The 20,098-nt window shown below is 41.4% G+C and carries 21 protein-coding genes; 4 read left to right on the forward strand and 17 right to left on the reverse strand.

Annotated features, from left to right (window positions below; all coding sequences use genetic code 11):
- Positions 1-23 precede the first annotated feature (23 nt).
- From DW125_RS02615 to DW125_RS02640, 5 genes are all read right to left on the reverse strand, one after another.
- Positions 24-971, reverse strand: a complete 948-nt coding sequence (locus DW125_RS02615; protein WP_117537026.1) for a hypothetical protein — start codon at positions 969-971, stop codon at positions 24-26.
- Between the two features lie 83 nt (positions 972-1,054).
- The gene (recD2, locus tag DW125_RS02620) at positions 1,055-3,292 is read right to left on the reverse strand and encodes an SF1B family DNA helicase RecD2 (RefSeq protein ID WP_117537027.1); all 2,238 of its coding nucleotides are present in this window, start codon (positions 3,290-3,292) and stop codon (positions 1,055-1,057) included.
- A gap of 51 nt (positions 3,293-3,343) precedes the next feature.
- Entirely contained in the window at positions 3,344-4,402 is a 1,059-nt protein-coding gene (locus DW125_RS02625) for a YqaJ viral recombinase family nuclease (protein WP_117537028.1), read from the reverse strand.
- The gene (locus DW125_RS02630) at positions 4,396-5,535 is read right to left on the reverse strand and encodes a hypothetical protein (protein WP_005333353.1); all 1,140 of its coding nucleotides are present in this window, start codon (positions 5,533-5,535) and stop codon (positions 4,396-4,398) included. The genes DW125_RS02625 and DW125_RS02630 overlap by 7 nt, the downstream gene beginning before the upstream one ends.
- A gap of 397 nt (positions 5,536-5,932) precedes the next feature.
- Positions 5,933-6,121 carry a 2-ketoisovalerate ferredoxin oxidoreductase gene (locus DW125_RS02640; protein WP_442872494.1) on the reverse strand — a complete coding sequence of 63 codons (189 nt, stop codon included), beginning with the start codon at positions 6,119-6,121 and terminating at the stop codon, positions 5,933-5,935.
- A 194-nt stretch (positions 6,122-6,315) separates the two neighbouring features.
- On the opposite strand from DW125_RS02640, the gene DW125_RS02645 reads away from it, so the two are divergent.
- From DW125_RS02645 to DW125_RS02655, 3 genes are all read left to right on the forward strand, one after another.
- Complete coding sequence (locus tag DW125_RS02645; protein ID WP_005333350.1) at positions 6,316-6,633, forward strand: helix-turn-helix domain-containing protein; 318 nt, start codon at positions 6,316-6,318, stop codon at positions 6,631-6,633.
- Positions 6,634-7,014: 381 nt separating this feature from the next.
- Entirely contained in the window at positions 7,015-7,209 is a 195-nt protein-coding gene (locus DW125_RS02650) for a DUF3173 domain-containing protein (protein WP_005333349.1), read from the forward strand.
- A gap of 34 nt (positions 7,210-7,243) precedes the next feature.
- The gene (locus DW125_RS02655; RefSeq protein ID WP_005333347.1) at positions 7,244-8,425 is read left to right on the forward strand and encodes a site-specific integrase; all 1,182 of its coding nucleotides are present in this window, start codon (positions 7,244-7,246) and stop codon (positions 8,423-8,425) included.
- A 77-nt stretch (positions 8,426-8,502) separates the two neighbouring features.
- Here DW125_RS02655 and guaA read toward each other — a convergent pair whose 3' ends face one another.
- The 11 genes from guaA to DW125_RS02705 all read right to left on the reverse strand — a co-directional run bounded on the left by guaA (position 8,503) and on the right by DW125_RS02705 (position 17,195).
- Complete coding sequence (gene guaA / locus DW125_RS02660) at positions 8,503-10,050, reverse strand: glutamine-hydrolyzing GMP synthase (protein WP_117537029.1); 1,548 nt, start codon at positions 10,048-10,050, stop codon at positions 8,503-8,505.
- A gap of 183 nt (positions 10,051-10,233) precedes the next feature.
- Positions 10,234-10,809 carry a hypothetical protein gene (locus DW125_RS02665; protein ID WP_117537030.1) on the reverse strand — a complete coding sequence of 192 codons (576 nt, stop codon included), beginning with the start codon at positions 10,807-10,809 and terminating at the stop codon, positions 10,234-10,236.
- Positions 10,810-10,893: 84 nt separating this feature from the next.
- Positions 10,894-11,622 (reverse strand): CpsD/CapB family tyrosine-protein kinase, encoded by a 729-nt coding sequence (locus DW125_RS02670; protein WP_021859697.1) that lies wholly within the window; start codon positions 11,620-11,622, stop codon positions 10,894-10,896.
- Positions 11,622-12,365 (reverse strand): YveK family protein, encoded by a 744-nt coding sequence (locus DW125_RS02675; RefSeq protein ID WP_021859696.1) that lies wholly within the window; start codon positions 12,363-12,365, stop codon positions 11,622-11,624. Before DW125_RS02675 ends, DW125_RS02670 begins: the two co-directional genes overlap by 1 nt.
- 54 nt (positions 12,366-12,419) lie before the next feature.
- Positions 12,420-13,427: an LCP family protein gene (locus tag DW125_RS02680; protein WP_117537031.1), complete on the reverse strand. Its 1,008-nt coding sequence runs from the start codon at positions 13,425-13,427 to the stop codon at positions 12,420-12,422.
- A 69-nt stretch (positions 13,428-13,496) separates the two neighbouring features.
- Positions 13,497-13,619, reverse strand: a complete 123-nt coding sequence (locus DW125_RS14340) for a hypothetical protein (RefSeq protein WP_021859694.1) — start codon at positions 13,617-13,619, stop codon at positions 13,497-13,499.
- A gap of 33 nt (positions 13,620-13,652) precedes the next feature.
- Positions 13,653-14,372, reverse strand: coding sequence for a CpsB/CapC family capsule biosynthesis tyrosine phosphatase (locus DW125_RS02685; protein ID WP_117537032.1), 720 nt, complete (start codon positions 14,370-14,372; stop codon positions 13,653-13,655).
- A gap of 96 nt (positions 14,373-14,468) precedes the next feature.
- Positions 14,469-15,146 carry a TetR/AcrR family transcriptional regulator gene (locus DW125_RS02690; protein ID WP_021859692.1) on the reverse strand — a complete coding sequence of 226 codons (678 nt, stop codon included), beginning with the start codon at positions 15,144-15,146 and terminating at the stop codon, positions 14,469-14,471.
- Between the two features lie 249 nt (positions 15,147-15,395).
- On the reverse strand, positions 15,396-15,659 hold the full coding sequence (gene spoIIID / locus DW125_RS02695) for a sporulation transcriptional regulator SpoIIID (protein WP_117537033.1): 264 nt from the start codon (positions 15,657-15,659) through the stop codon (positions 15,396-15,398).
- A 92-nt stretch (positions 15,660-15,751) separates the two neighbouring features.
- Positions 15,752-15,892, reverse strand: a complete 141-nt coding sequence (locus tag DW125_RS14560; protein ID WP_330411775.1) for a hypothetical protein — start codon at positions 15,890-15,892, stop codon at positions 15,752-15,754.
- A 127-nt stretch (positions 15,893-16,019) separates the two neighbouring features.
- A complete protein-coding gene (locus DW125_RS02705) occupies positions 16,020-17,195 on the reverse strand; it encodes a M20 family metallopeptidase (RefSeq protein WP_117537034.1) in 1,176 nt (391 codons plus the stop codon).
- A 252-nt stretch (positions 17,196-17,447) separates the two neighbouring features.
- Between DW125_RS02705 and DW125_RS02710 the strand changes: the two genes are divergently transcribed.
- Positions 17,448-18,776, forward strand: a complete 1,329-nt coding sequence (locus DW125_RS02710; protein ID WP_021859689.1) for a hypothetical protein — start codon at positions 17,448-17,450, stop codon at positions 18,774-18,776.
- 171 nt (positions 18,777-18,947) lie between these two features.
- On the opposite strand, the gene tig is transcribed toward DW125_RS02710, so the two are convergent.
- Positions 18,948-20,048 carry a trigger factor gene (tig, locus tag DW125_RS02715; protein WP_021859688.1) on the reverse strand — a complete coding sequence of 367 codons (1,101 nt, stop codon included), beginning with the start codon at positions 20,046-20,048 and terminating at the stop codon, positions 18,948-18,950.
- Between the last annotated feature and the right edge of the window lie 50 nt (positions 20,049-20,098).

Here is a 20,098-nt window from a genome sequence, read left to right on the forward strand (position 1 = left end):
AAAGCTCTCTGCGGGGTTCTTCCTTAACCAGCCATCGGCATTGCTTTTTGTAAAATTACCTTTGCTGCCACCGGAACCAGATTGTTCGGTCCGGAATATTGCTCGGCAAACCACTGGATCGTTGACGGGCTTTCAACTGCCACCTGTCCCATGGTCTTTCCGCCGTATTTTCCCTTTCCCGGAATCACAGTCTCGACTGCCATTTCATAGTTCATGCGTTTCATCAGTTCTTCTACCGGAAGGGACACATCCAGATTCTGTAATGCTCCCTGCAGCATCTGTCCGGTCTTTGGCGGCGTAGAGGCAGCCGGAGCGGAACCGTAGCCAGGCATTTGTCCACTGCCATGGTAAATGGTGCTTCCCGCCGCCTGTGCCTGCTGATAGAACTGATTCATCATCTGCTGGCCTGCATATTCCGGCTGACCTGACATCTCTCCATAAGTTGGCATAGGGGCATTTGGCATGACACCCGAATCCGGCATGGCTGCATTTTCCATGGCACCTGAATCCGGCATCTGTGGATTCTGATATGGAATTCCGGCATCTACCTGTGCAGGATCATTTTCCTCTCCCACATCCGCAAACTGCACACCATATCCGGCATCCGATAATGCCCTTCCTACGGCTGCTGTTTCCGCCATTTCCAAAAATTTGTCTCCAAACTTCGGATCATCGCTCCGGAATTTCTGTGAAAAGGAATTGGCTACATAATTGTCTTCCTGATCACATTTATCCAGATAGATACGTGCTTCCACAACTGCCATATTCTCTGTGAAAGTGATAATCCGGCTAATGATCTTTCCTGCCGGATTGACCAGACGAAACCAGAGCTTCCGGTATTTCACATCCAGATAAAGCTGCTCCTCCTGCCCTTCTTCTCCAATCTTTCTTGCCAGTTCCATCGGATGGAAGCCATCCACACGGTTTAAAGCGGCAACTGCCTCTGATTTCTTATACAATAATTCTTTCATTCTCTGCTCCTTTCATTTAGAAAAGCAGACGTTCCCCTATATAAGAGTAATAGTCCGCTTATTTCAAAAGTTGAAAAATATTTTTAAACAACAAGTTTTAACTGCTCCATTTCCGGTTTCTGTTCACTCTGATACTGATCGTAATACTGTACGATCCGCTCACTCAGAATGGTGTTCCTTGTCCCACTGTCATCCGTATGGATTGCCTGACAGACTGCAGCCCATTCCCCTACCAGATAAACCTTGCTTTTCGCTCTGGTCACTCCGGTATAGAGAATATTGCGCTTCAGCATCATGTAAAAGGCTTTCACCCAAGGGATGATGACAACCGGACATTCGGAACCCTGTGCCTTATGGATGGTTGTTGCGTTTGCATGTTCGATCATTTCCATCTGGTCAGCTTCATATTGCACCTGCCGCCCGTCCGGGAATCCGATCACTGCCCTGGCATTTCCATCCTCATCCGTGATACAGTCCAGTATCCTGCCCAGATCGCCGTTACTCGCCATCTCGGTATTTTTATTCTGTAAAATCTTATCGCCAACCCGGAACACCTGACTGCCGATATGCAGTTCCTTCTTCCCTGCGATCGGCGGATTTACAAAATCTTCCAGAGATTTGTTCAATTCATCCACTCCGGCAGCACTGCGTTTCCGATACGGAGTCAGGATCTGTACCTGATCCATGCCGTTTTTTGCAATCTCGTCCAGATAAATCCTCCGGACAATCTCTGCCGCTTCATCTGCTCCTTTACAGGCAATGAACTGAAAATCCTCCCCAAAGCTCAGATTAGTCTTGTTCTCCTGCATCAGTTTTGCATTATAAGGTATGCTGCTCAAAGCGCCCTGCCGGTAAACCAGATCCAGTACCGTGACCGGAATCAGCCCGCAGGCAATCAGTTGCCGGAACACATCCCCGGCTCCTACGGATGGGAGCTGGTTCTTATCCCCGACTAAAAGGACTCTGGCATGTCTGCTAACCCGCCGGAAAAATTCATAGGCAAGATGCATGTCCACCATGGACACCTCATCTACATTTAGAAATCCGGCAGACAGGTACTCAAAATCCGGTTCAAAATCCGTATCATCTCCCAAAAGCCCCAGGGCCAGATGCATCGTGGATGCATTTTCACAGCCGGTACTCTCCACCATACGTCTTGCCGCACGTCCGGTCGGAGCCATAAGCTGTACCTCTGACCTGCATAACGCCTGATGGATATAGAGAATCACCTTGAGAACCGTTGTCTTTCCGGTTCCGGGACCTCCGGTAATAATACTGATGGGATGTGCAAACACCATTCGCACTGCCTGTTTCTGTGTTTCTGACAGCGTGATCCCCAGTGTCTTCTGTGCCTTTTCCAGCTCCGGTTCAATGGACAGCAAAACCGGCTTCTCCAAAAGCCGTCTGGCTATCATGGAAGCGGTCTGTGTTTCTTCTTCATACTGCCGGATAGAATAGATCCGTTCTTCCTCCACAACAATGCTTTTTTGCAGCACCAGCCGGTAAAGCACCTGACTGACATCCTGCTCCGATACTGCCATGACCTGCAGATCCCGGTTCAGCATTTCCAGTGCTTCCTTCATAACCTCCTGACGCTGCTTAAACAGATGTCCTTCTTTCATTGCCTGATTCATGATATGTCCGATGCACCCAGATATCCGCATGGGATCATTGAGTGCACAGCAGCACTGTCTTCCGATCGCATCCACAGTCAGAAACCCGAAGCCTTTGACTGCACTCAGCATGTAAGGGCGGTGCCGGATAATATCCACCGATTCATTTCCGAATTTCTTCAGAATCATATTCACTTTTTTGGGTGTTACCTTAAAAGGCGCCAGAAACGTCATCAGTTCCCGGAACACCTGGTTTTTTCCATAGGACTCCACAATAGCAGCCAGCTTCTTCTCGGAAATTCCACGGATCTTCAAGAGTTCCTGCGGGTTGTTTTCCATGATTTCCAGTGTCTGAAGCCCAAACTTCCGGAAAATAGTATCTGCCATCTTGGGACCGATACCTTTGACTGCACCGGAAGAAAGGTATCCTAAGATACCCTCCTTTGTCCGTGGTACAACCTCCATGAAATTTTCCACCTGATACTGAGTTCCATGCTCTCCGCTCTCCCATCTGCCTTCCATCTCAAGCTCAATCTCGTCTGTAAGCGGAAGACCGAATCCAATCGCTGAGAAGCCGATGATATTCCGGGATGCCAGATATTTGTCTCTGGCTGACAGGGGGACAGACGTATCCTGTGTGGTGAATATGGCAATCGTATACCCATTCTCCTCATTCTGGAAAATCTTATGTTTAAATCTGCACCTCATTGTTTATATCCCTCCAGCTTTTTATCCGCATCCGTTCATTTGGTTTTCTCATTACGCCGCCTCCTTCTTAATTCGGAAAGTACGGCTCTCCGTTGTTTTTGTATATTCCTCATAGATATCCGGATGCTGGTTTTTCAGCTTCTCCATCTGGTCTTTCCCAACCGAAGTACGTCTGGTCGGATTATAGGTAATACGGTAACGGTTCGTACCGTCCTCCAGCACTGCCTTGCAGCCCTGCCCCAGCTGTTCCACAAAAGGAACACTGATTGCCCGCTGTTCTGCTTCGATTTCCTTTTTCCGTTTTTCCAACTGTGACTTTTCCTCCGAAAGGGTAAGATACTTCTCAAGATTTTTTGATTCCAGACCGGAAAGCACAATTTCCGGAATAGATTTGTCTGCAAAACCACCATAATTACGGATATTTGCCAGAACCAGATCGGAATTCCCGTTATGCGGCGGTACTACATTTTTCAATACATGTTCCTGCCAGAAATACGTTTCCTGATCAATGATGTCTTCTTCCTCAATCAGATCACGCTTAATGGTGCGATACACAAACTCATTCTCGTTATTTCCATACAGGCATGCGATAAAGGCTTTCTGCATATTCATCACAGACAGATAATGCCTTACCTGCAGCACATAATGAGCTGGAATCCCCTCATCAGCCCACTTATCTTTCGCATTATAATTGCAGGTTTTACATTCCAGAATCGCAAATTTCCCATCCGGCATACGAACAAAAAAATCCACATCTGCAAGCATGAACGGATATAATGGATGCCGGAACATGACACGTACCGGAAATACTTCCAGTCCGGTCTTTTTGGAAAAGATTTCTGCCACCAGATCTTCCAGCCGGTGTCCGACTTCCTTGGCAACCCAGTTGCTTTCCTCTTCCTCCTGAATGACCGGCTGCACACCTGTTTTGTTGTAAAACAGATCCCGGATAGTGGCAAATGGAGAGATCCCCATGATTGCCGCTACATCACTGCCGCCGATTCCTTTTTTGCGGTATTCCAACCAGTCTTCTCTTGACAGGTTACTGATATCCACAACCTTTTCCGGTGTATACTCTGCTTTGTTATTCATTCCAATTCCTCCTAACATTTGACTGCTCCATAAACGTCATATTTTTTCCAGTCTTTTATAAGCGCCTTCGTAATATCCTCCTCCAGCTTCAGAATGCCCTGTCCGGACATTCCTTCACAGGCTGCAAAAAAGGAGGCTTCATTCATGGCATAATAAAGATCATGTGCCGTACAGGCACCTTCCCCGTTCTGGGATACAAATAGCTCCACCACCTCATTCCGGATCTTCTGTTTAATGCCAAGTTCCTTCATCAGCAGCTTCAGGCAGTTCACCGGATTACGGATCTCAATGTCCATAAGCTGAGTAAGATTCTTCATCGCATCCACATAGCGGGCGCATACCTGCTCCAGATTTTTCCGGAAGTCCAGAATCGTTGCCCCTTTATCGTGAGCCAGCTTGATTGGACTTCCCAGACTGATAACGCCGTTTGGTCCGTCTGTCAAAAGCATCGGATACAGATTTGCACCGCTCGCTGCCACGTCAGATGTGGTAAAACGAAGTGCCGGTGACAGGATCTTCTCATCCATTCCGTGTGCATCCAGTGCTTTTCGGTAAGTATCCAGAAGTTCCTGACTTCCTCCGAGCTTCCACATGGCAGATACAATGGAATGGTCATAGATACCAGAGCCCTCCATGTAAACACTGCCTTTGAAATTCAGATTCAGATATTCGCAAGTTGTCTCAAACATGGCTTTCATATCAAGGATGCAATAATCATGTTTATCCCCGCCATGTACTGCGGAAACCTTTCCGTCCGCAATCTTAATCAGGGCATCCCCTTTTGCAACCCGCAGGCAGTAATTGACTACCTTCGCATATGTTGCCTTATCCAGCTTGCGAAGCCCGTCTCCATTGACACCTGCGCGGCTTAAAATGGTGCGGATGGCACAGTCACGTACCGGATAGGATTCTCCTCTCATTTTCAGTACAAGCTGCGTATTCTTCTCTGTATCCTCCAAAATTTCTTCCATGGATGCATCTGCCGCATCCAGATTTTGAGCCTCCTTTTCCAGTGGTGCCAGCCGTAACGTATTCGTTGGCTTTCTGATCCATTTGGCATTTCTCCCTCTCTCTGCCAGAAACTCCAGCAGATCTTTTACTTCTGCAAAGGATCTCTCAAATCCATCTGCATACACTCTTGCTTCATTCATGTTCTTATCCACCTTTCTTAAAATAATATTTATCCATCAACAGCCGAAGCTGGTTGTGGCATGCAACTATGCCGAAACCTAAATGTAAGCACAAAAAAAGAATGAAAAGAGAGTCTTTTCTCTGTTCATTCTTAAAAGTCTGGTTTCTTCCTGAAAAAACAAAAGTGCCACGCAGCCAAAAAAGGCATACCGTGACACTCACTACAAACATAAACAACTTATGCCAGGAATCAGCTCCTGCTGTTTCCTGTAAGTTTGGAGATTCTTATGAATCCCGAAACTCCCCAAAAAGGGTGTGCATAAAATAAACTATATCAGTATACTAGCACAAGATATTCCTCATGTCAATTCAGGCTTATACTATATATGGTGTTTATATTTGTTCAAAATACTACATCTATTTTTCTACTACGAATTCAATCTTCTCTTTCAGATACTCCCGGCAGCCAAACCGAACCGCTCCACACTGCTTTGACTCCTCTTTCGCCTTTTCATTACAGGACTCCAAGTAGGGACAATCGTTACATTGATTCCGCAGTGCTTCCTTTGCCCATTCAATTTCCTGCTCATTTCCTATAATCCGCACAGACATCCACTTCCTTTGCTATCATCATACCCCAAAATCCATTTTCTATCATCCATAATTTCTTTTTTTGTATTATTTTAGTAAATTACGGTTATATTACGGAACAATCACTATATATTTCAAATATATCTCTATTCTATTCCGTAATTTGTTGTAAGTAAATAGTTTAAAATGTGGAAGAGAGGTGTAAATGTATGGATAAAAACTTTATTGGAGAACGCATCAGCGAACTGCGTTTAAAGAAAAATGTATCTGAATATCAGATGAGTCTGGATCTTGGCAAAAATAAAAGCTACATCCAGTCCCTCACTTCCGGACGTTCTCTGCCTACCATGCAGAGCTTTCTGGATATCTGTGACTATCTGGAAGTCACTCCTCAACAGTTCTTCGATTCAGAGCTGCACAATCTTCCTCTGATTGACAAAGCAACTGATCTGATGAAACAACTCGATGACGAGGATATGCTTGCGCTCATTTCCATGCTGAATCGTCTGGCTCTAAAACGCAAATAGATTTCCGTGGCTGCCAAATCAAGGCAGCTTTTATTTTTATCATTTTTTCTTAAAATTTTTCAATCTTAAAGGAAAAGTCCCTATTACTCAATTGAATGGGTAATATATCCATTCGCTGTACCTTGAAAACAAAAGAAATCTTTCGGGAGATTGATATAGGTGACTGCAGATAGTTTGCATCTTCGCACGCCTGCAGCTTAATAGTTACAAAGTAACACCGTTTTACGTGGCCGGAGCGGGCATAGGAACTGGCTTCTGAAAGAATAACATAGACTTTTGGGATTTTAGCTTATAGCGCTTTTATTAGAGAGCTTTTACTCAAAATTTGATATAATAATAGACAGGTATCAAGTTGATTCCCTGTCTGTGGAAAGGAGATTCATGATAACTGTAACAAAAAGGGATTTGATTGAATTAGGCTATGGTCCTTCCTTTGCTGCTGATATTATTAAAAAAGCAAAGGAACTTATGGTAGAAAAGGGGCATACCTATTATCAATCCAGAAAATTAGACAGGGTTCCAAAAGAAGCCGTTGAAGAATTATTAGGGATTACTTTGCCCGATAAGCAAGAATGATCGTGCTTTTTGCATTTTAGTAAGGAGTGAAATCATGGCAAAAGATCCAATTAAAAAAGCAGAAAACGGCACTTATTATTTTCGAGCCAACCTCGGATATCATCCTGTAACCGGAAAACAGATTCAAAAATACCGCAGCGGATTCTCAACAAAAAAAGAAGCCCGTGCCGAGTATTCCAAATTGATTCTTGCATCAACGGAAGAATTAGCTGATAAGAAGGAAGACATTACCTTCAAAAAGTTTATTGAAGAAATCTATCTTCCGTGGTACAAAACTCAGGTGAAAGAAAGTACCTACAAGAATCGTTACTCGACCATTCAAAAACACTTTGCCTATTTCTACAAGAAGAAAGTGTCCGAAATAGAAGCGATAAATGTACAGACCTGGCAGCTCAAGTTGGCAAAACAATTCAGTCCAAACTATGTACGCATTGTTCAGGGAATGTTATGTTTAGCTTTTGACCGGGCGATTATCCTCGGACTTGCAAAGAAGAATCCTGCCCGCATGATCGGCAATATCAAATCTAAAAAAGTAAAGATCGACTTCTGGACTTTGGAGGAGTTTCAGAAGGTAATATCCCTGCTGTACAAAGGTGACTACTACGAGCACTATCTCTTCATCTCGTTCTGGCTTTTATTTATGACTGGAATGCGTATTGGAGAGGCTGCCGCCTTACAGTGGGATGATATTGATTTTGAAACAGGTATGCTGATTATTAGTAAAACACTGTACTATAAAACAATGAATGACTACAAATTCGTTGAACCTAAGACGCAGGCAAGCAACCGTACCATTTATATTGATGCTGATACCATCAAGGAATTACAAGAATGGAAGGCGGTCCAGGCAAAGGTTTTACCAAATTGTGGATTCGTCCTGAGTTATAACAGTACACCCACCAGCAAAACAACGCTTCCAAGAGCATTAGAGAAATTGGCAAATTTAGCTGGTGTCCACAGAATCAAAATTCATGCCCTGAGACATTCGCATGCTTCCCTGCTTATCAGCATGGGCGAAAATCCACTGCTGATTAAAGAGCGTCTTGGACATGAAAAAATACAGACGACACTAGGAACTTATGGTCATCTGTATCCAAACACCAATATTGAGATTGCAAAGAAGCTGACCGGGGTTCTCAGCTACCAGTCAGCTTCTCAAAGTATTGCTAATTATACCAGTAATCAGCATACTGCAATGTATCACAAAGAAATATAAAAATGCAATGATAATGCAATTTCAAACACCCAAAGCCGCAAAGCCCCGTGGTTACGGGCTTTGTAGCCCAGCGTCAACTATTCAAACTCAATCGTTCCAGGCGGCTTACTCGTCAGATCATACATTACTCTGTTGACACCTGTTACCTCATTAATAATTCGGTTCATTACCTTATTCAATACTTCATAAGGAACTTCGGCTGCTTCTGCTGTCATAAAGTCGATCGTATTAACCGCACGAAGTGCAACTGCATAATCATATGTTCTAAAATCGCCCATAACTCCTACACTTCGCATATTTGTAAGTGCTGCAAAATACTGTCCGACTGTCTTGTTCATTCCGGCTTTGTCCATCTCCTCACGGTAAATAGCATCTGCATCCTGAACAATCTTAACTTTCTTTTCCGTTACTTCGCCGATGATACGGATTCCAAGTCCCGGTCCCGGGAATGGCTGACGGAATACCAATCTCTCCGGAATACCAAGCTCCAGTCCTGCTTTACGTACTTCATCCTTGAACAGATCACGAAGTGGCTCGATGATTTCTTTGAAATCTACATAATCCGGAAGTCCACCAACATTATGGTGAGACTTAATCACTGCAGATTCTCCACCCAGACCACTTTCTACAACGTCCGGATAAATCGTTCCCTGCACAAGGAAATCTACTGCCCCGATTTTCTTTGCTTCTTCTTCAAATACACGGATAAATTCTTCTCCGATGATCTTTCTCTTCTTCTCTGGTTCTGTTACTCCGGCAAGTTTATCATAAAATCTCTGCTGTGCATTCACACGAATAAAGTTCAGATCATAAGAACCTTCCGGTCCGAATACAGCTTCAACTTCATCCCCTTCATTCTTCCTCAAAAGACCGTGATCTACAAATACACATGTCAGCTGATCCCCTACTGCTTTGGAAAGCAATACAGCTGCTACTGAAGAATCAACACCTCCGGATAAAGCGCATAACACTTTGCCGTTTCCGACCTTTTCACGGATCTGTTTGATCGATTCTTCCACAAATGAATCCATCCTCCAGTCACCTGCACATCCGCAAACTCCAAGCACAAAATTGGATAGCATCTTTGTTCCTTCTACAGAATGAAGTACTTCCGGATGATACTGAATCGCATATAAACCATGTTCTACATCTTCTGCTGCTGCCACCGGACAATTCGCCGTATGCGCTGTCACTTCAAATCCAGGCGCAAGTTTTGAAATATAATCTGTATGACTCATCCAGCAGATTGTCTTCTCTGATACATTTTCAAAAATCTTGGAATCTTTCTTATCTACCAATACTTCTGTCTTTCCATATTCTTTTACATCGGAAAGTTCTACTTTTCCGCCAAGAACATGCATCATAAGCTGAGCACCATAGCAAAGTCCAAGAACCGGGATTCCTAATTCGAATAATTCTTTTTTATATGTTGGTGAATCGACTTCATAGCAGCTGTTTGGTCCACCAGTCAGAATAATTCCCATAGGATTCATTGCTTTGATTTTCTCAAGATCTGTCTTGTACGAATAAATCTCGCAGTAAACATTACATTCTCTGACACGTCTTGCAACCAGCTGGTTATATTGACCGCCAAAGTCAATTACAATCACTAATTCTCTCTTCACAAGAATTCCTCCTAGATAGCATTTCTATCTTCTTTTCTCCTTTGCAGGATATTTCTTTTCCTCACAGGATACATTTAAAGACAATTTCTATTATACGTTACAAATGTTGCCTTGGCAAGAGATAAGAAAGGTAATAAAAAAATTCCCTGCGTGGTCAGGGAATTTTTCGCTAATCTAACAAAATTATTTAACTCTAACTTTAATTGTCTTTTTTACAGTTTTGTAGTTAGTATCTTTTACAGTAACTGTAATCTTGTAAGTACCTTTCTTAGCACCTTTCTTTACATAGATCTTTCCGTTTTTAACTTTAATCTTAGAATAGTTGCTCTTATAGGTTGTCTTACCAGCTTTCTTAGTTACTTTCAGTCTTGTAGACTGAGTTGCTCTTTTAACTTTAGAAGCTTTTACTGTGTAAGAGCTCCTAGAAACTTTTACAGTCTGTTTTGCCTGTTTAATTGTATAAGTAGCTTTCCAAGTCTGTCCAGCATACTTACCAAGGCCTTTTACTTTTACAACATGTTTTCCGGCAGCTTTGTGTGAAGTATTGTATACTTTGTAATCAACGCCTTCTTTTAATGTTTTCTTGCCATCTTTTACTACAATAGTAGCTTTCTGAGTTTTACCATTGTACACTGTAGATGTTTTCTTCAGTGTTGGTTTGAATGTTGATTTAGAAGGTGAATTAGCAGCCATAGCTGTCATTCCCATCAACATTGTCAATGTAAAGATGAGAAACAATGTTTTCTTTAATGTCTTCATTGGACTCAACTCCTTTTTTACTTTGTTACTTCAATTGTTCTATAATAAACAGTCCTAACCACGTGGACTTGTTTATCCCCCTTATCATTTGGATGATTTATCTTCTGACTGCTGTACATATCCATAACCGTATCCATAGCCATATTTACCGTACTTGCCATATTTACCATATTTTTTTGCTTTTACATCTACTCGGTTCAGTACTGTTCCAAGGAGTGTACAACCGGACTGTTCAATCTCATATAAAGACTGACGGATCCATGTTTTAGATGTTTCTCCTGCACGGACAACCAATACTGCTCCATCGCACATAGATGCAATCAATGTGCTATCTGCAACACTGCCGAGCGGCGGTGCATCGATAATTACGAAACGATATTCCTCTGCCAGCTTATCTAATAACTGCTTGAATCGTGCATCTTCCAAAAGCGGGGACGGATTCTCCAAAAGCTGTGTACATGGTACCATGTATGCATCTGGAATGTTAGTCTTATATACTACATCCTCATACTCTGCCATTCCAGACAAATAATGATTCAGACCACTTGTCTCTTCATTATAATCTACATCGTATCTTTTTCTTACAACGGAATTACGAAGATCTACATCTACGAAGGCTGTCGGAAATCCGGCTTCTGCAAGCATTTTCCATAAGAAGATTGCTACTGTACTCTTTCCTTCATTCGGAAGACAGCTTGTCATCAGGATCTTCTTTGTATCATTTCCGCAAAACTTAATATTAATACGCAGACGGTTCATTGCTTCCTCTACTGCATATGGAAGTTCCGGAAGATTAATTGCTAATTCTTTCATTATCTTCTTCCCCTCCTTTTTCTTGTTTTTTTCATATCTGATTCGCTCTCAATAAACAGATCACTATCTGGAATAGAAGTCAATGGAACAAGATCAAAATATTTCTCCATATCCTCGGATGAGTGGATCGTATCATCCATCAGATATCCTGCGATTAGTACACCTGCACAGGCTATCAGTCCTAACAATGCGCCCATGATTGTATACTTGCCATAGCTTGGATTCGCCTTATGATCTGCAACTTTCGCATGCTGTGCAAAGTTGGGTGTCATCGCACTCATTGTGTCCGGCAGATAATCCATTGCCACTTCCGCCATCGTATCAGCTAACTCTTTTGCTTTCTCCGGATCTGTACTTGTCGCTTTAATCTCCAGGATTCGTGTATCATCCGGATTAGTTAAAGTATATGCCTTTTTCAGATTCTCTGATGTTGTATTCAAATCCAGTTTTTTGATTACCTTATCTAATACCGGATAGCTGAGCATTAACTGTTCATAGTCGGATGTCAGTGAAGTTCCGAGGTTCAGATCATTTAAATTCACCACGGAGTTTTCAGATGTTGTTACAATATAAAGTTTGGCTGTTGATTCATAAGTTGGCTTAATGCCGAAAAATGCAAATGCATTAAATAACACAGCTCCTGCTAAAAAGCAGACCAGTAAATAATGCCATTTTTCTAAAAGCATCCCTGCCACTTCCAGCAAATCAATTTCCAATTCATCATTTGATTGTTTTTGGTTCATGTTGCTTCTCCTTATTATACCTTTCATACCTTTATCAACGACAGTACTCTGTCGTTATTTTTGTTTCTTATAAAACAGCTCCAGTTCAACCTGTTTTAAGCTGTCCTTATCTGGTGTAAATGTCTGCCATCCGTCATCGTCAAAACCTTCTTTTCCTTTCACCGTCAGTTTTGTATCAGCTTTGGCAGACGCCATCAATACTGCAAGCTTGGAAAACTGCTGCGCTGTAATATTCGTCGTCATATAATCCTGCAATGTATTGTAAACTTCCAGTGGAAACTTTTTATTTTCATTGCATTTCTTATAAAACGCCTGTTTAAATGCAACTTCATATACCTGCTGCCGTTTCATACGGTTGTCGTTCAGTCCGTCTCCAACGTCTTTACGCTCGCGGACAAATGTTTCTGCATCGTTTCCTTTTAAAGTGACCGTCTTTCCTTTTATAAGTGTTTTGCTTCCTGGAAATTCGTCTGTAATTTTCACAATTACGCCGCCAACCATATCATTCACCGGAACAATCGCTCCCATATTAACCATGGCATATCCGTCAATCTTCTGTCCATCAAACAGATTTGATACCGCATCTACTGTATTTTCTGCCCGTTTTTTATGATCCAGACTCATCGCATGTGCCAGTGACAGTTGAATCTTCGTAGTAGCGAGATATTCTCCCTTATCACTCAGGCTTTTTACATTTGTCATCGTGTTACGGTCAATTGTTAACGTCTTACAAGTGTCTGTACTCCGATCCTGTACAACCAAAGCAAGTGTATCGCATTGTCCGGTTCCATCATACTCTTTGAGCTTCTTAATCTTGTCTGAAGAATCAATTCCCGCTATTAAATATGTAGAAATATTTTTCTTCGGAACGTACGTCTCTCCTTTGTAAACAATGGACTCATCTTTTTCCGTATCTGTACTCTGTACACCCACCGTCCGCGAATCGGCTATTTTGGAAATCCCAGCGATCACTCCTATCATAAAAATAATAAGCACAATCGCAATAATACTTTTCTTTTTCAGTCGTTTTTTTTCTGCCTGTTCTTCGTATTGCTTCTTCATAAGAGCCTTCTTTCATATGTCTGTATGTAATTATCCTTTTGCTTCTTATTTAATGTTATACGTTTTATCTTAACCCATCAGATTTTTGATCATTGCCTGCCCGCCTGTCGGGTACATGACTTCACATGCCAGAAGTCCGATTAATATAACTCCTAATATCACACTGCATACAATCACTTTCTTCTTTGTCATATCACATATACTCCTCTCTGTAATATACTGACTTTATTTCAAAATCGCAGACAGTAGCTTTTCCCCCTGTCTGTCAATCTGTTCCAGTACTTCTTTTCCGGCTTTTTTCTCTAAAATATCACGACCATCTTGCAAATTCGGCACTCTGTGATGTGCGCCATGGCAATCACTTCCCAGAACATGTGCTTTTCCTTCTTTAAATAACTTTACAAGATTTCTGGTGTGCATCCAGCTGTCAAATGCATCTGCATTGATCTGAATGGAAACTGGAAGTTCCAGTAGTTCTTTTATCCACTTTTTATTACCGGGGATCAACAGGAAGCGATCTAAATGTGCGATTATTATCTGAAACTTTCGCTCCTTTATCAGATACTCTACTTCCTTTATCTGCTGGCTATTCCATACTTCAAAAGGCATTTCAAGCAACATTAAATTTGTTCCTTGAATGGCCAGTTTTTCAATATCCCGTGCACGGCTGATTCCGTCAAAAAAAGCCACCTCGGCACCGAGTATAATCCGGGGTTCTGTCTCTTCCGACGCTTCGACAGTGTCGTGGAACCGAACCCAAGCTTCTTCACGCCTCTTTAAAAAGTTATCAATTCTGTCTTGTGACGCATAAAAATGGGGTGTCGCCAGCATGAGATCTACTTCTTGTTGTCTGGCCATCTGATGCATATTATACGATGTCTCCAAATTCCTGGCTCCATCATCTATTCCCGGCAGAATGTGGGAATGAAAATCTATCTTACTCATAACTTCTAACCAATTTTTATAACTCTAACCATTTATATATAACTCTCTAATAATTCTTATGTATATTATCACAAAGTTTAACAAACTGCAACCTTTTTAAACCAAATGATATACCCGCAGTGTATTCTCCAGATACTGCACTGTGCGATGAACAGCCTGCGCAAGTGTAGGTTTGTTTTTATCAATGCGCATGGTCTCCAGCATTCCTCTGAAAATCAGGATACTCATCTCATTTAACTCACTGATTTCTTTATCTGTCAGATTATATTCTTTTTCCTGCAATACTTTTGTCAGAAGCATTTGATTTCTTTTATAAAAATCTCCATTTGCCATAAATTCTTCGTATTCTTCTATTTCTTCTACTTTTTCCTGTGGAAAAATTTCATAATACCGACGAAATATCTCCGTCATATTTGTCTCTCCAAGCGGGCTAAAAAATAAGAAGTTGTAAATGCGTGGATGACGAAATGCCTGCTCGCAAAAACATCTCCATTCTCCAAGATACCATTCTCTCATACTCTTGCCTTCTGAATATTTGATCTGCGATGTTTTTACATACTCATTTAGACATTTCACACTTGCAAACATTTCCAGCTCATCCAGGCTGTCAAAATAATTGTATAAAGTTGCGCTGTTATATTTGGCACGTTCTGCAACTTTTCGGATCGTCAGATTCTCAATCCCGATCTCTTCCATCAATTCTATCGTTGCATTGATAAAATATGCCATTACGCGCTTTCTCTTCTGTTCTCTCCGAAAATTTCTTGTAATCATATTTTCCTCTCGATTCTACTGTAACTTTCTCTAATTCATCACCTATCGTACCACATTCCCGTTTACTCTGAAAGTGTCATTTATATTTTTCTATTGACTTAATATATGCCAATCTGTTTTGTCTGTTATTATCTTTTTTCATCACAGAGACAGGCAGAAGAAAATGCCTGAACACATTCTCCCGCCTGTCTCTACTACCACATTTTCAGACCTTTATTATAGTACTTGATTCACGACATTTAAAAGTCATTATTTTTCTTCAAGATGCCGGTGTAGATATTTCTCTCTTGTAGCCAGTCCGCCTCTGATATGCCGTTCAGATTTATTTCTGTCCAGGACTTTTCTTGCCTCCTTTGCAAGCGCCGGGTTGATCGCCAGGAGACGGTCTGTCACATCTTTATGTATCGTGCTCTTGCTCACCCCAAATTGTTTTGCTGTCTGTCGCACCGTTGCTTCATGTTCAATGATATAATATGCAATCTCTACCGCCCGCTCTTCGATGTAATCTTTCATATAAAAACCCCTGCATAGTTTGTTTTTTACAATCTATGCAGGGGTTTTTTAATGTATGTCTGATTCGATTTTCCTACTCCCATATCTTCCGGCTACAATGTTGCCTGTGCGCTTGGTGTAATGGATACAGATCGGTAACTTTCTGCAATACCGGTAATTGTCAATGCTACAAAGTAAATGATGATAGATGTGCCCATAACTTTCATTGCTCCGATCGGTGCATACACATTCATAGCTGTTTGATAAAACTAACAGATAAACCCAATAATCAGAAGCACTGTATACTGAGTATTTTTAAATAATTTCAAAGGAATTAATGGCTCATTGGCCTTTTCTTCCTTTTTTGCTGTCGTTCTATATTTAATTGTTATTTTTTAACCACTGTGTCGCACAATGTGCGAGGCATCCTGAACCGATCGGACACACGTCTTCGTTGAACTGTACTTTCGGATTGTGTGCACCATACTGTCCTCTCTCATCTGTATATCCTGCTGACAGATAGATAAATGTAGATGGAATCTTCTCCACAATTGTTGCAAAATCTTCCGATGCGCTTGCTGAAATTCCCGGATATGGAGTTAAACCAGGAATATCCATTTCTTTCATATATCCTACAATCTCATCGGTCAGTTTCGGATCACAGATCAGAGGTGGTACTTCTGAAAGCATGGTAATCTCTGCCGTTCCGCCGTAACTTTCTGCTGTCTTTACTGCTGCTTCTTTCATTCTTCGTACCATAAGTTCTCTCGCCTGCTTATCATTGCTGCGGATTGTTCCTTCGATTACTGCCGTATCCGGGATGATATTTGCAGCTGTTCCGCCTTCAAATTTACCGACTGTCATAACACATGCTTTTGTCGGATCAACCTCTCTTGCCATGATTGCTTCCAGAGCTGTGTAAATGTGAACTCCGATATTGATCGGATCAATGGCATTCTGTGGATATGCACCGTGTGAACCTTTTCCTTTAATATCAATCCTGAATCCGTCCACGGAATACATCATTGTTCCGTTATCGTTATACATAAAAATTCCTACCGGCATCTGTCCTGCTGCCACATGATAGGCAAGTGCGGCATCAACTTTTGGATTCTCTAGTATTCCGTTCTCAATCATATCTTTGCTTCCTTCAAAAGTCTCTTCTGCCGGCTGGAACATAAACTTAATTGTTCCCTGTAATTCAGATTCATTTTCCTTCAGCATCTTTGCCGCTGTTAAAAGCATTGCTGCATGGAAATCGTGTCCGCACGCATGTGCTTCCTGACCGGACGGACATGCAAACGGTTCCCCACTCTCTTCCGGCATCGGAAGTGCATCCATATCTGCCCGAAGCATCAGAACCTTTCCACCCTTTCCCAGTGTTGCCGTCACACCATGACCACATTCTTTTGGCTCTAAGCCATATTCTTTTAATTTTCCCATAACAAATGCCTGCGCTTTTGGCATATTTAAGCCAACTTCTGCATTCGTATGAAGATAGCGGCGGTTAGCAACGGTCTCTTCGCTCAGTTCCTTCGCTCTCTCATAATAGTTCATATCGTCTCCTCCTTCTTAATAGCATCTTTCTTTCATACTTTACTCTAATTTTTAAATTGTAGAATATATTTAGAATATTTCCGGAATATTTGCGGAATATTTATAGAATATTTATGGAATAATCATAGCCGTATTCAATATATCAGTCAACACTTTTCTATAGCTCCTTTTGATTTTTGCTATAATTTACAATTTTTCGCCTTGAATTATGTGCATTTTTTCAGTAAAATATACAAAGGAAAGGAGAATTTCATGAAAACAAAGATTGTAATTATAACGAGTACATATCTTCATCCTTTTGTTGAAAAAGCTTTTGAAGAATTTAAAGAAGAATGTGATGTCACAATCGCAGATTATACAAATTTTGAACACATCGCAGATATCTATAAAAAATACGAAACCATTGCTGACGGTTTTATGGTCAGTGGTACAACAGCCCTGTCTGCAATCGAACATCATGTAGGAGAATTTAAAAAGCCAGTTGTATCTTTTCACGCAGATATGATTTCCTTTTACCACGCTCTTGTAAAATTTTTTCTTGAGCGACGTGATTTGGATCCAAAGCGCTGTATTTTTGACTTTATGCTTCCGATTATTCAATCACCGGGCAATTATGAACATGCTTCTGTTGATTATCTCATCCATGAACTGGATTTAAATAATCTGGCACTTACGATGGATCAATGGGCAAATAAAAGTACAACCGGCGATTTTTCCATGATTGAAATGAATATTGCATTGAAAATTATCGATCTTTGGAAACAGGATAAAATCGATATGGTATTCTGCTCTTACAGCAGTACAATCCCCTTATTAGAAGAACACGGAGTTCCTTATTATTTTCTTTATCCTGTAAAAGACCAGTTAGAATCCCAGATCAAGGAATTATTGTCCCAGATCCGGCTGGAAAAATACCGCGAGAATCTGCCTGCAGCAATCGCAATTGCTGCGCATGAACCGTCTGTTTCTGATAAAACTGACCAAATACTGGAAGACGCTATTCAGAATATCAAGAAAGAGTTTCTGATCGACGCCATTTTGCAGAAAGAATCCAACGTTTACTACATTTATACCACTCACCGTGTAGTTGCCATGATTACCAAAAACTTCGAGGTTGGACATATTATCGCAATGTTGAAAAAAAATTACGACATCTCTGCCGCAGTTGGTTATGGAATCGGGAAAAATATTACAGATGCGAAAAAGCATGCGGAAAATGCCCTGCGGGAATCCTGGAATACAGATGGAAGTTTTGTGATGAACGAGACCAATCAGCTCATCGGACCGCTCGGTTCTTCACAGCTTCCGAGTTTTCCGCAAAATCTTCCGGATAACATCTTTAAAATTGCAGAGAATTGCAAACTCTCTACCTTAACGATCCAGAAACTGACCTCCATCATCAAAATGACCGGTTCATACGAACTTACAACAAATGAGCTGGCAGACCATATGGGCGTTACTGTCCGGAATGCAAACCGCATTCTCCGCAATCTGGAAAATGGCGGTGCCGCTACTATTGCCCACACAAGGTCAACTACTTCTAAGGGGCGTCCGGTTAAAGTTTACCGGTTAAAATTATAGTATTTAAGAGATCAGTAAATCACTCATCCCGCCGGAGGCTTTTACATAATAAGAAATGCAATTTTCTATCATATAAAAATAGCGTCACAGAAACGATTTAAAAATCATTCCTGTGACGCTGTTTTTATTATTGAAATTAAATCTCATATTTTGCTCTATGCAGCTGTCCGATTAGTTGCTTGAGCTGCTTGAATCACTGGAGCTCTTTGAATCGCTGGACTTCTTAGCAACCTGAACGCAGTTCTTTCCAAGCCATTCTTTTACCATATTCTTCAGTGCCGCATCTTTCAGATCCTGCTCTTCAAATGCTTTCTTGAGCGCATCTACATTAGAGCTGTATCCATAACTCTTGGCAATTGCTTTCAGCTCTTTATTGTAGTCTTTCTTGCTCATCTTGATGTTCTCTTTGTCTGCGATCGCTTCTGTTACCATGTTCTGCTTCATCGTATCTTTAACAGCAGCTTTTACCTGTTTGTTGAATTCTTCTTCTGTCATACCCATCTGCTGCTCAAGGAACTTGCTATAATCCATGTTGTAAGCTTTTGCATACTGTTTGTACTGGCTGATCCATGCGTTTTCCATCTTCTTCTGTTCTTTCTCGTCATACTTCTTCACTTTTGTATTAGACAGAACTTTCTCCCATGCGCCACTCTCAACAGATTCTGTATATGTATCCTGTGCTTCCTGCTCCAGTTTTTTCTTTACTTCTTTCTTATACTCTGCAACTGTCTTGGATTTACTTGAAACTTTCTTAACAAATGCATCGTTCAGTTCCGGTGTCTTGGACTCTATGATTGCTTTTACCTTAATTGTAAAACTTACTTTCTTACCTGCAAGCTCTTCAGAATAGTTCTTTGGGAATTTTCCATTCCATACGAACTTGTCCCCAACTTTGTGTCCGATGATACTGTCTTCAAATCCCTCGATAAATGTGTTCGATCCGATCTTTAACTTCTGGTTATTTGCAGATCCGTTGTCGAATTTCTTGCCATTCATCTTACCAACGAAGTCGATTGTAACGGTGTCACCTTTCTTAACTGCACGATTCTTGATCGTCTTTGTCTTCGCATTAGACTCCCGAACAGAATCAATGAAACTTGTCACGTCCTTATCCGTTACATCGTCAGCTTTGTCTACCTCATCAATTTCCACACCCTTGTATTGTGAAATCTTCAAGTTGTCATTCTCGATTCCTTTACTGCTCTGACATCCTGACAACAGAAGAGATGCCGTCATAATTCCTGTTAATAATACTGCTGCTTTCTTTTTCATAGTTCACCTCGAAAATATATTTACGCATTCGCACATGCGAACCCATAGCC

The sequence above is a fragment of the Dorea sp. AM10-31 genome (assembly GCF_003435815.1).
GTDB lineage: Bacteria > Bacillota > Clostridia > Lachnospirales > Lachnospiraceae > Dorea_D > Dorea_D hominis.

Coding starts and splice junctions, on each gene's coding strand:
- DW125_RS02645 (WP_005333350.1), top strand. CDS start 6,316: ATGGATAAAAACTTTATTGGAGAACGCATCAGCGAACTGCGTTTAAAG.
- DW125_RS02690 (WP_021859692.1), bottom strand. CDS start 15,146: ATGATTACAAGAAATTTTCGGAGAGAACAGAAGAGAAAGCGCGTAATG.
- DW125_RS02665 (WP_117537030.1), bottom strand. CDS start 10,809: ATGAAGACATTAAAGAAAACATTGTTTCTCATCTTTACATTGACAATG.
- DW125_RS14560 (WP_330411775.1), bottom strand. CDS start 15,892: ATGAATGTGTATGCACCGATCGGAGCAATGAAAGTTATGGGCACATCT.
- DW125_RS02625 (WP_117537028.1), bottom strand. CDS start 4,402: ATGTTAGGAGGAATTGGAATGAATAACAAAGCAGAGTATACACCGGAA.
- DW125_RS02685 (WP_117537032.1), bottom strand. CDS start 14,372: ATGAGTAAGATAGATTTTCATTCCCACATTCTGCCGGGAATAGATGAT.
- DW125_RS02655 (WP_005333347.1), top strand. CDS start 7,244: ATGGCAAAAGATCCAATTAAAAAAGCAGAAAACGGCACTTATTATTTT.
- DW125_RS02650 (WP_005333349.1), top strand. CDS start 7,015: ATGATAACTGTAACAAAAAGGGATTTGATTGAATTAGGCTATGGTCCT.
- recD2 (WP_117537027.1), bottom strand. CDS start 3,292: ATGAGGTGCAGATTTAAACATAAGATTTTCCAGAATGAGGAGAATGGG.
- DW125_RS02630 (WP_005333353.1), bottom strand. CDS start 5,535: ATGAATGAAGCAAGAGTGTATGCAGATGGATTTGAGAGATCCTTTGCA.
- DW125_RS02705 (WP_117537034.1), bottom strand. CDS start 17,195: ATGAACTATTATGAGAGAGCGAAGGAACTGAGCGAAGAGACCGTTGCT.
- DW125_RS14340 (WP_021859694.1), bottom strand. CDS start 13,619: ATGACAAAGAAGAAAGTGATTGTATGCAGTGTGATATTAGGAGTTATA.
- DW125_RS02680 (WP_117537031.1), bottom strand. CDS start 13,427: ATGAAGAAGCAATACGAAGAACAGGCAGAAAAAAAACGACTGAAAAAG.
- DW125_RS02710 (WP_021859689.1), top strand. CDS start 17,448: ATGAAAACAAAGATTGTAATTATAACGAGTACATATCTTCATCCTTTT.
- DW125_RS02615 (WP_117537026.1), bottom strand. CDS start 971: ATGAAAGAATTATTGTATAAGAAATCAGAGGCAGTTGCCGCTTTAAAC.
- DW125_RS02670 (WP_021859697.1), bottom strand. CDS start 11,622: ATGAAAGAATTAGCAATTAATCTTCCGGAACTTCCATATGCAGTAGAG.
- tig (WP_021859688.1), bottom strand. CDS start 20,048: ATGAAAAAGAAAGCAGCAGTATTATTAACAGGAATTATGACGGCATCT.
- spoIIID (WP_117537033.1), bottom strand. CDS start 15,659: ATGAAAGATTACATCGAAGAGCGGGCGGTAGAGATTGCATATTATATC.
- DW125_RS02675 (WP_021859696.1), bottom strand. CDS start 12,365: ATGAACCAAAAACAATCAAATGATGAATTGGAAATTGATTTGCTGGAA.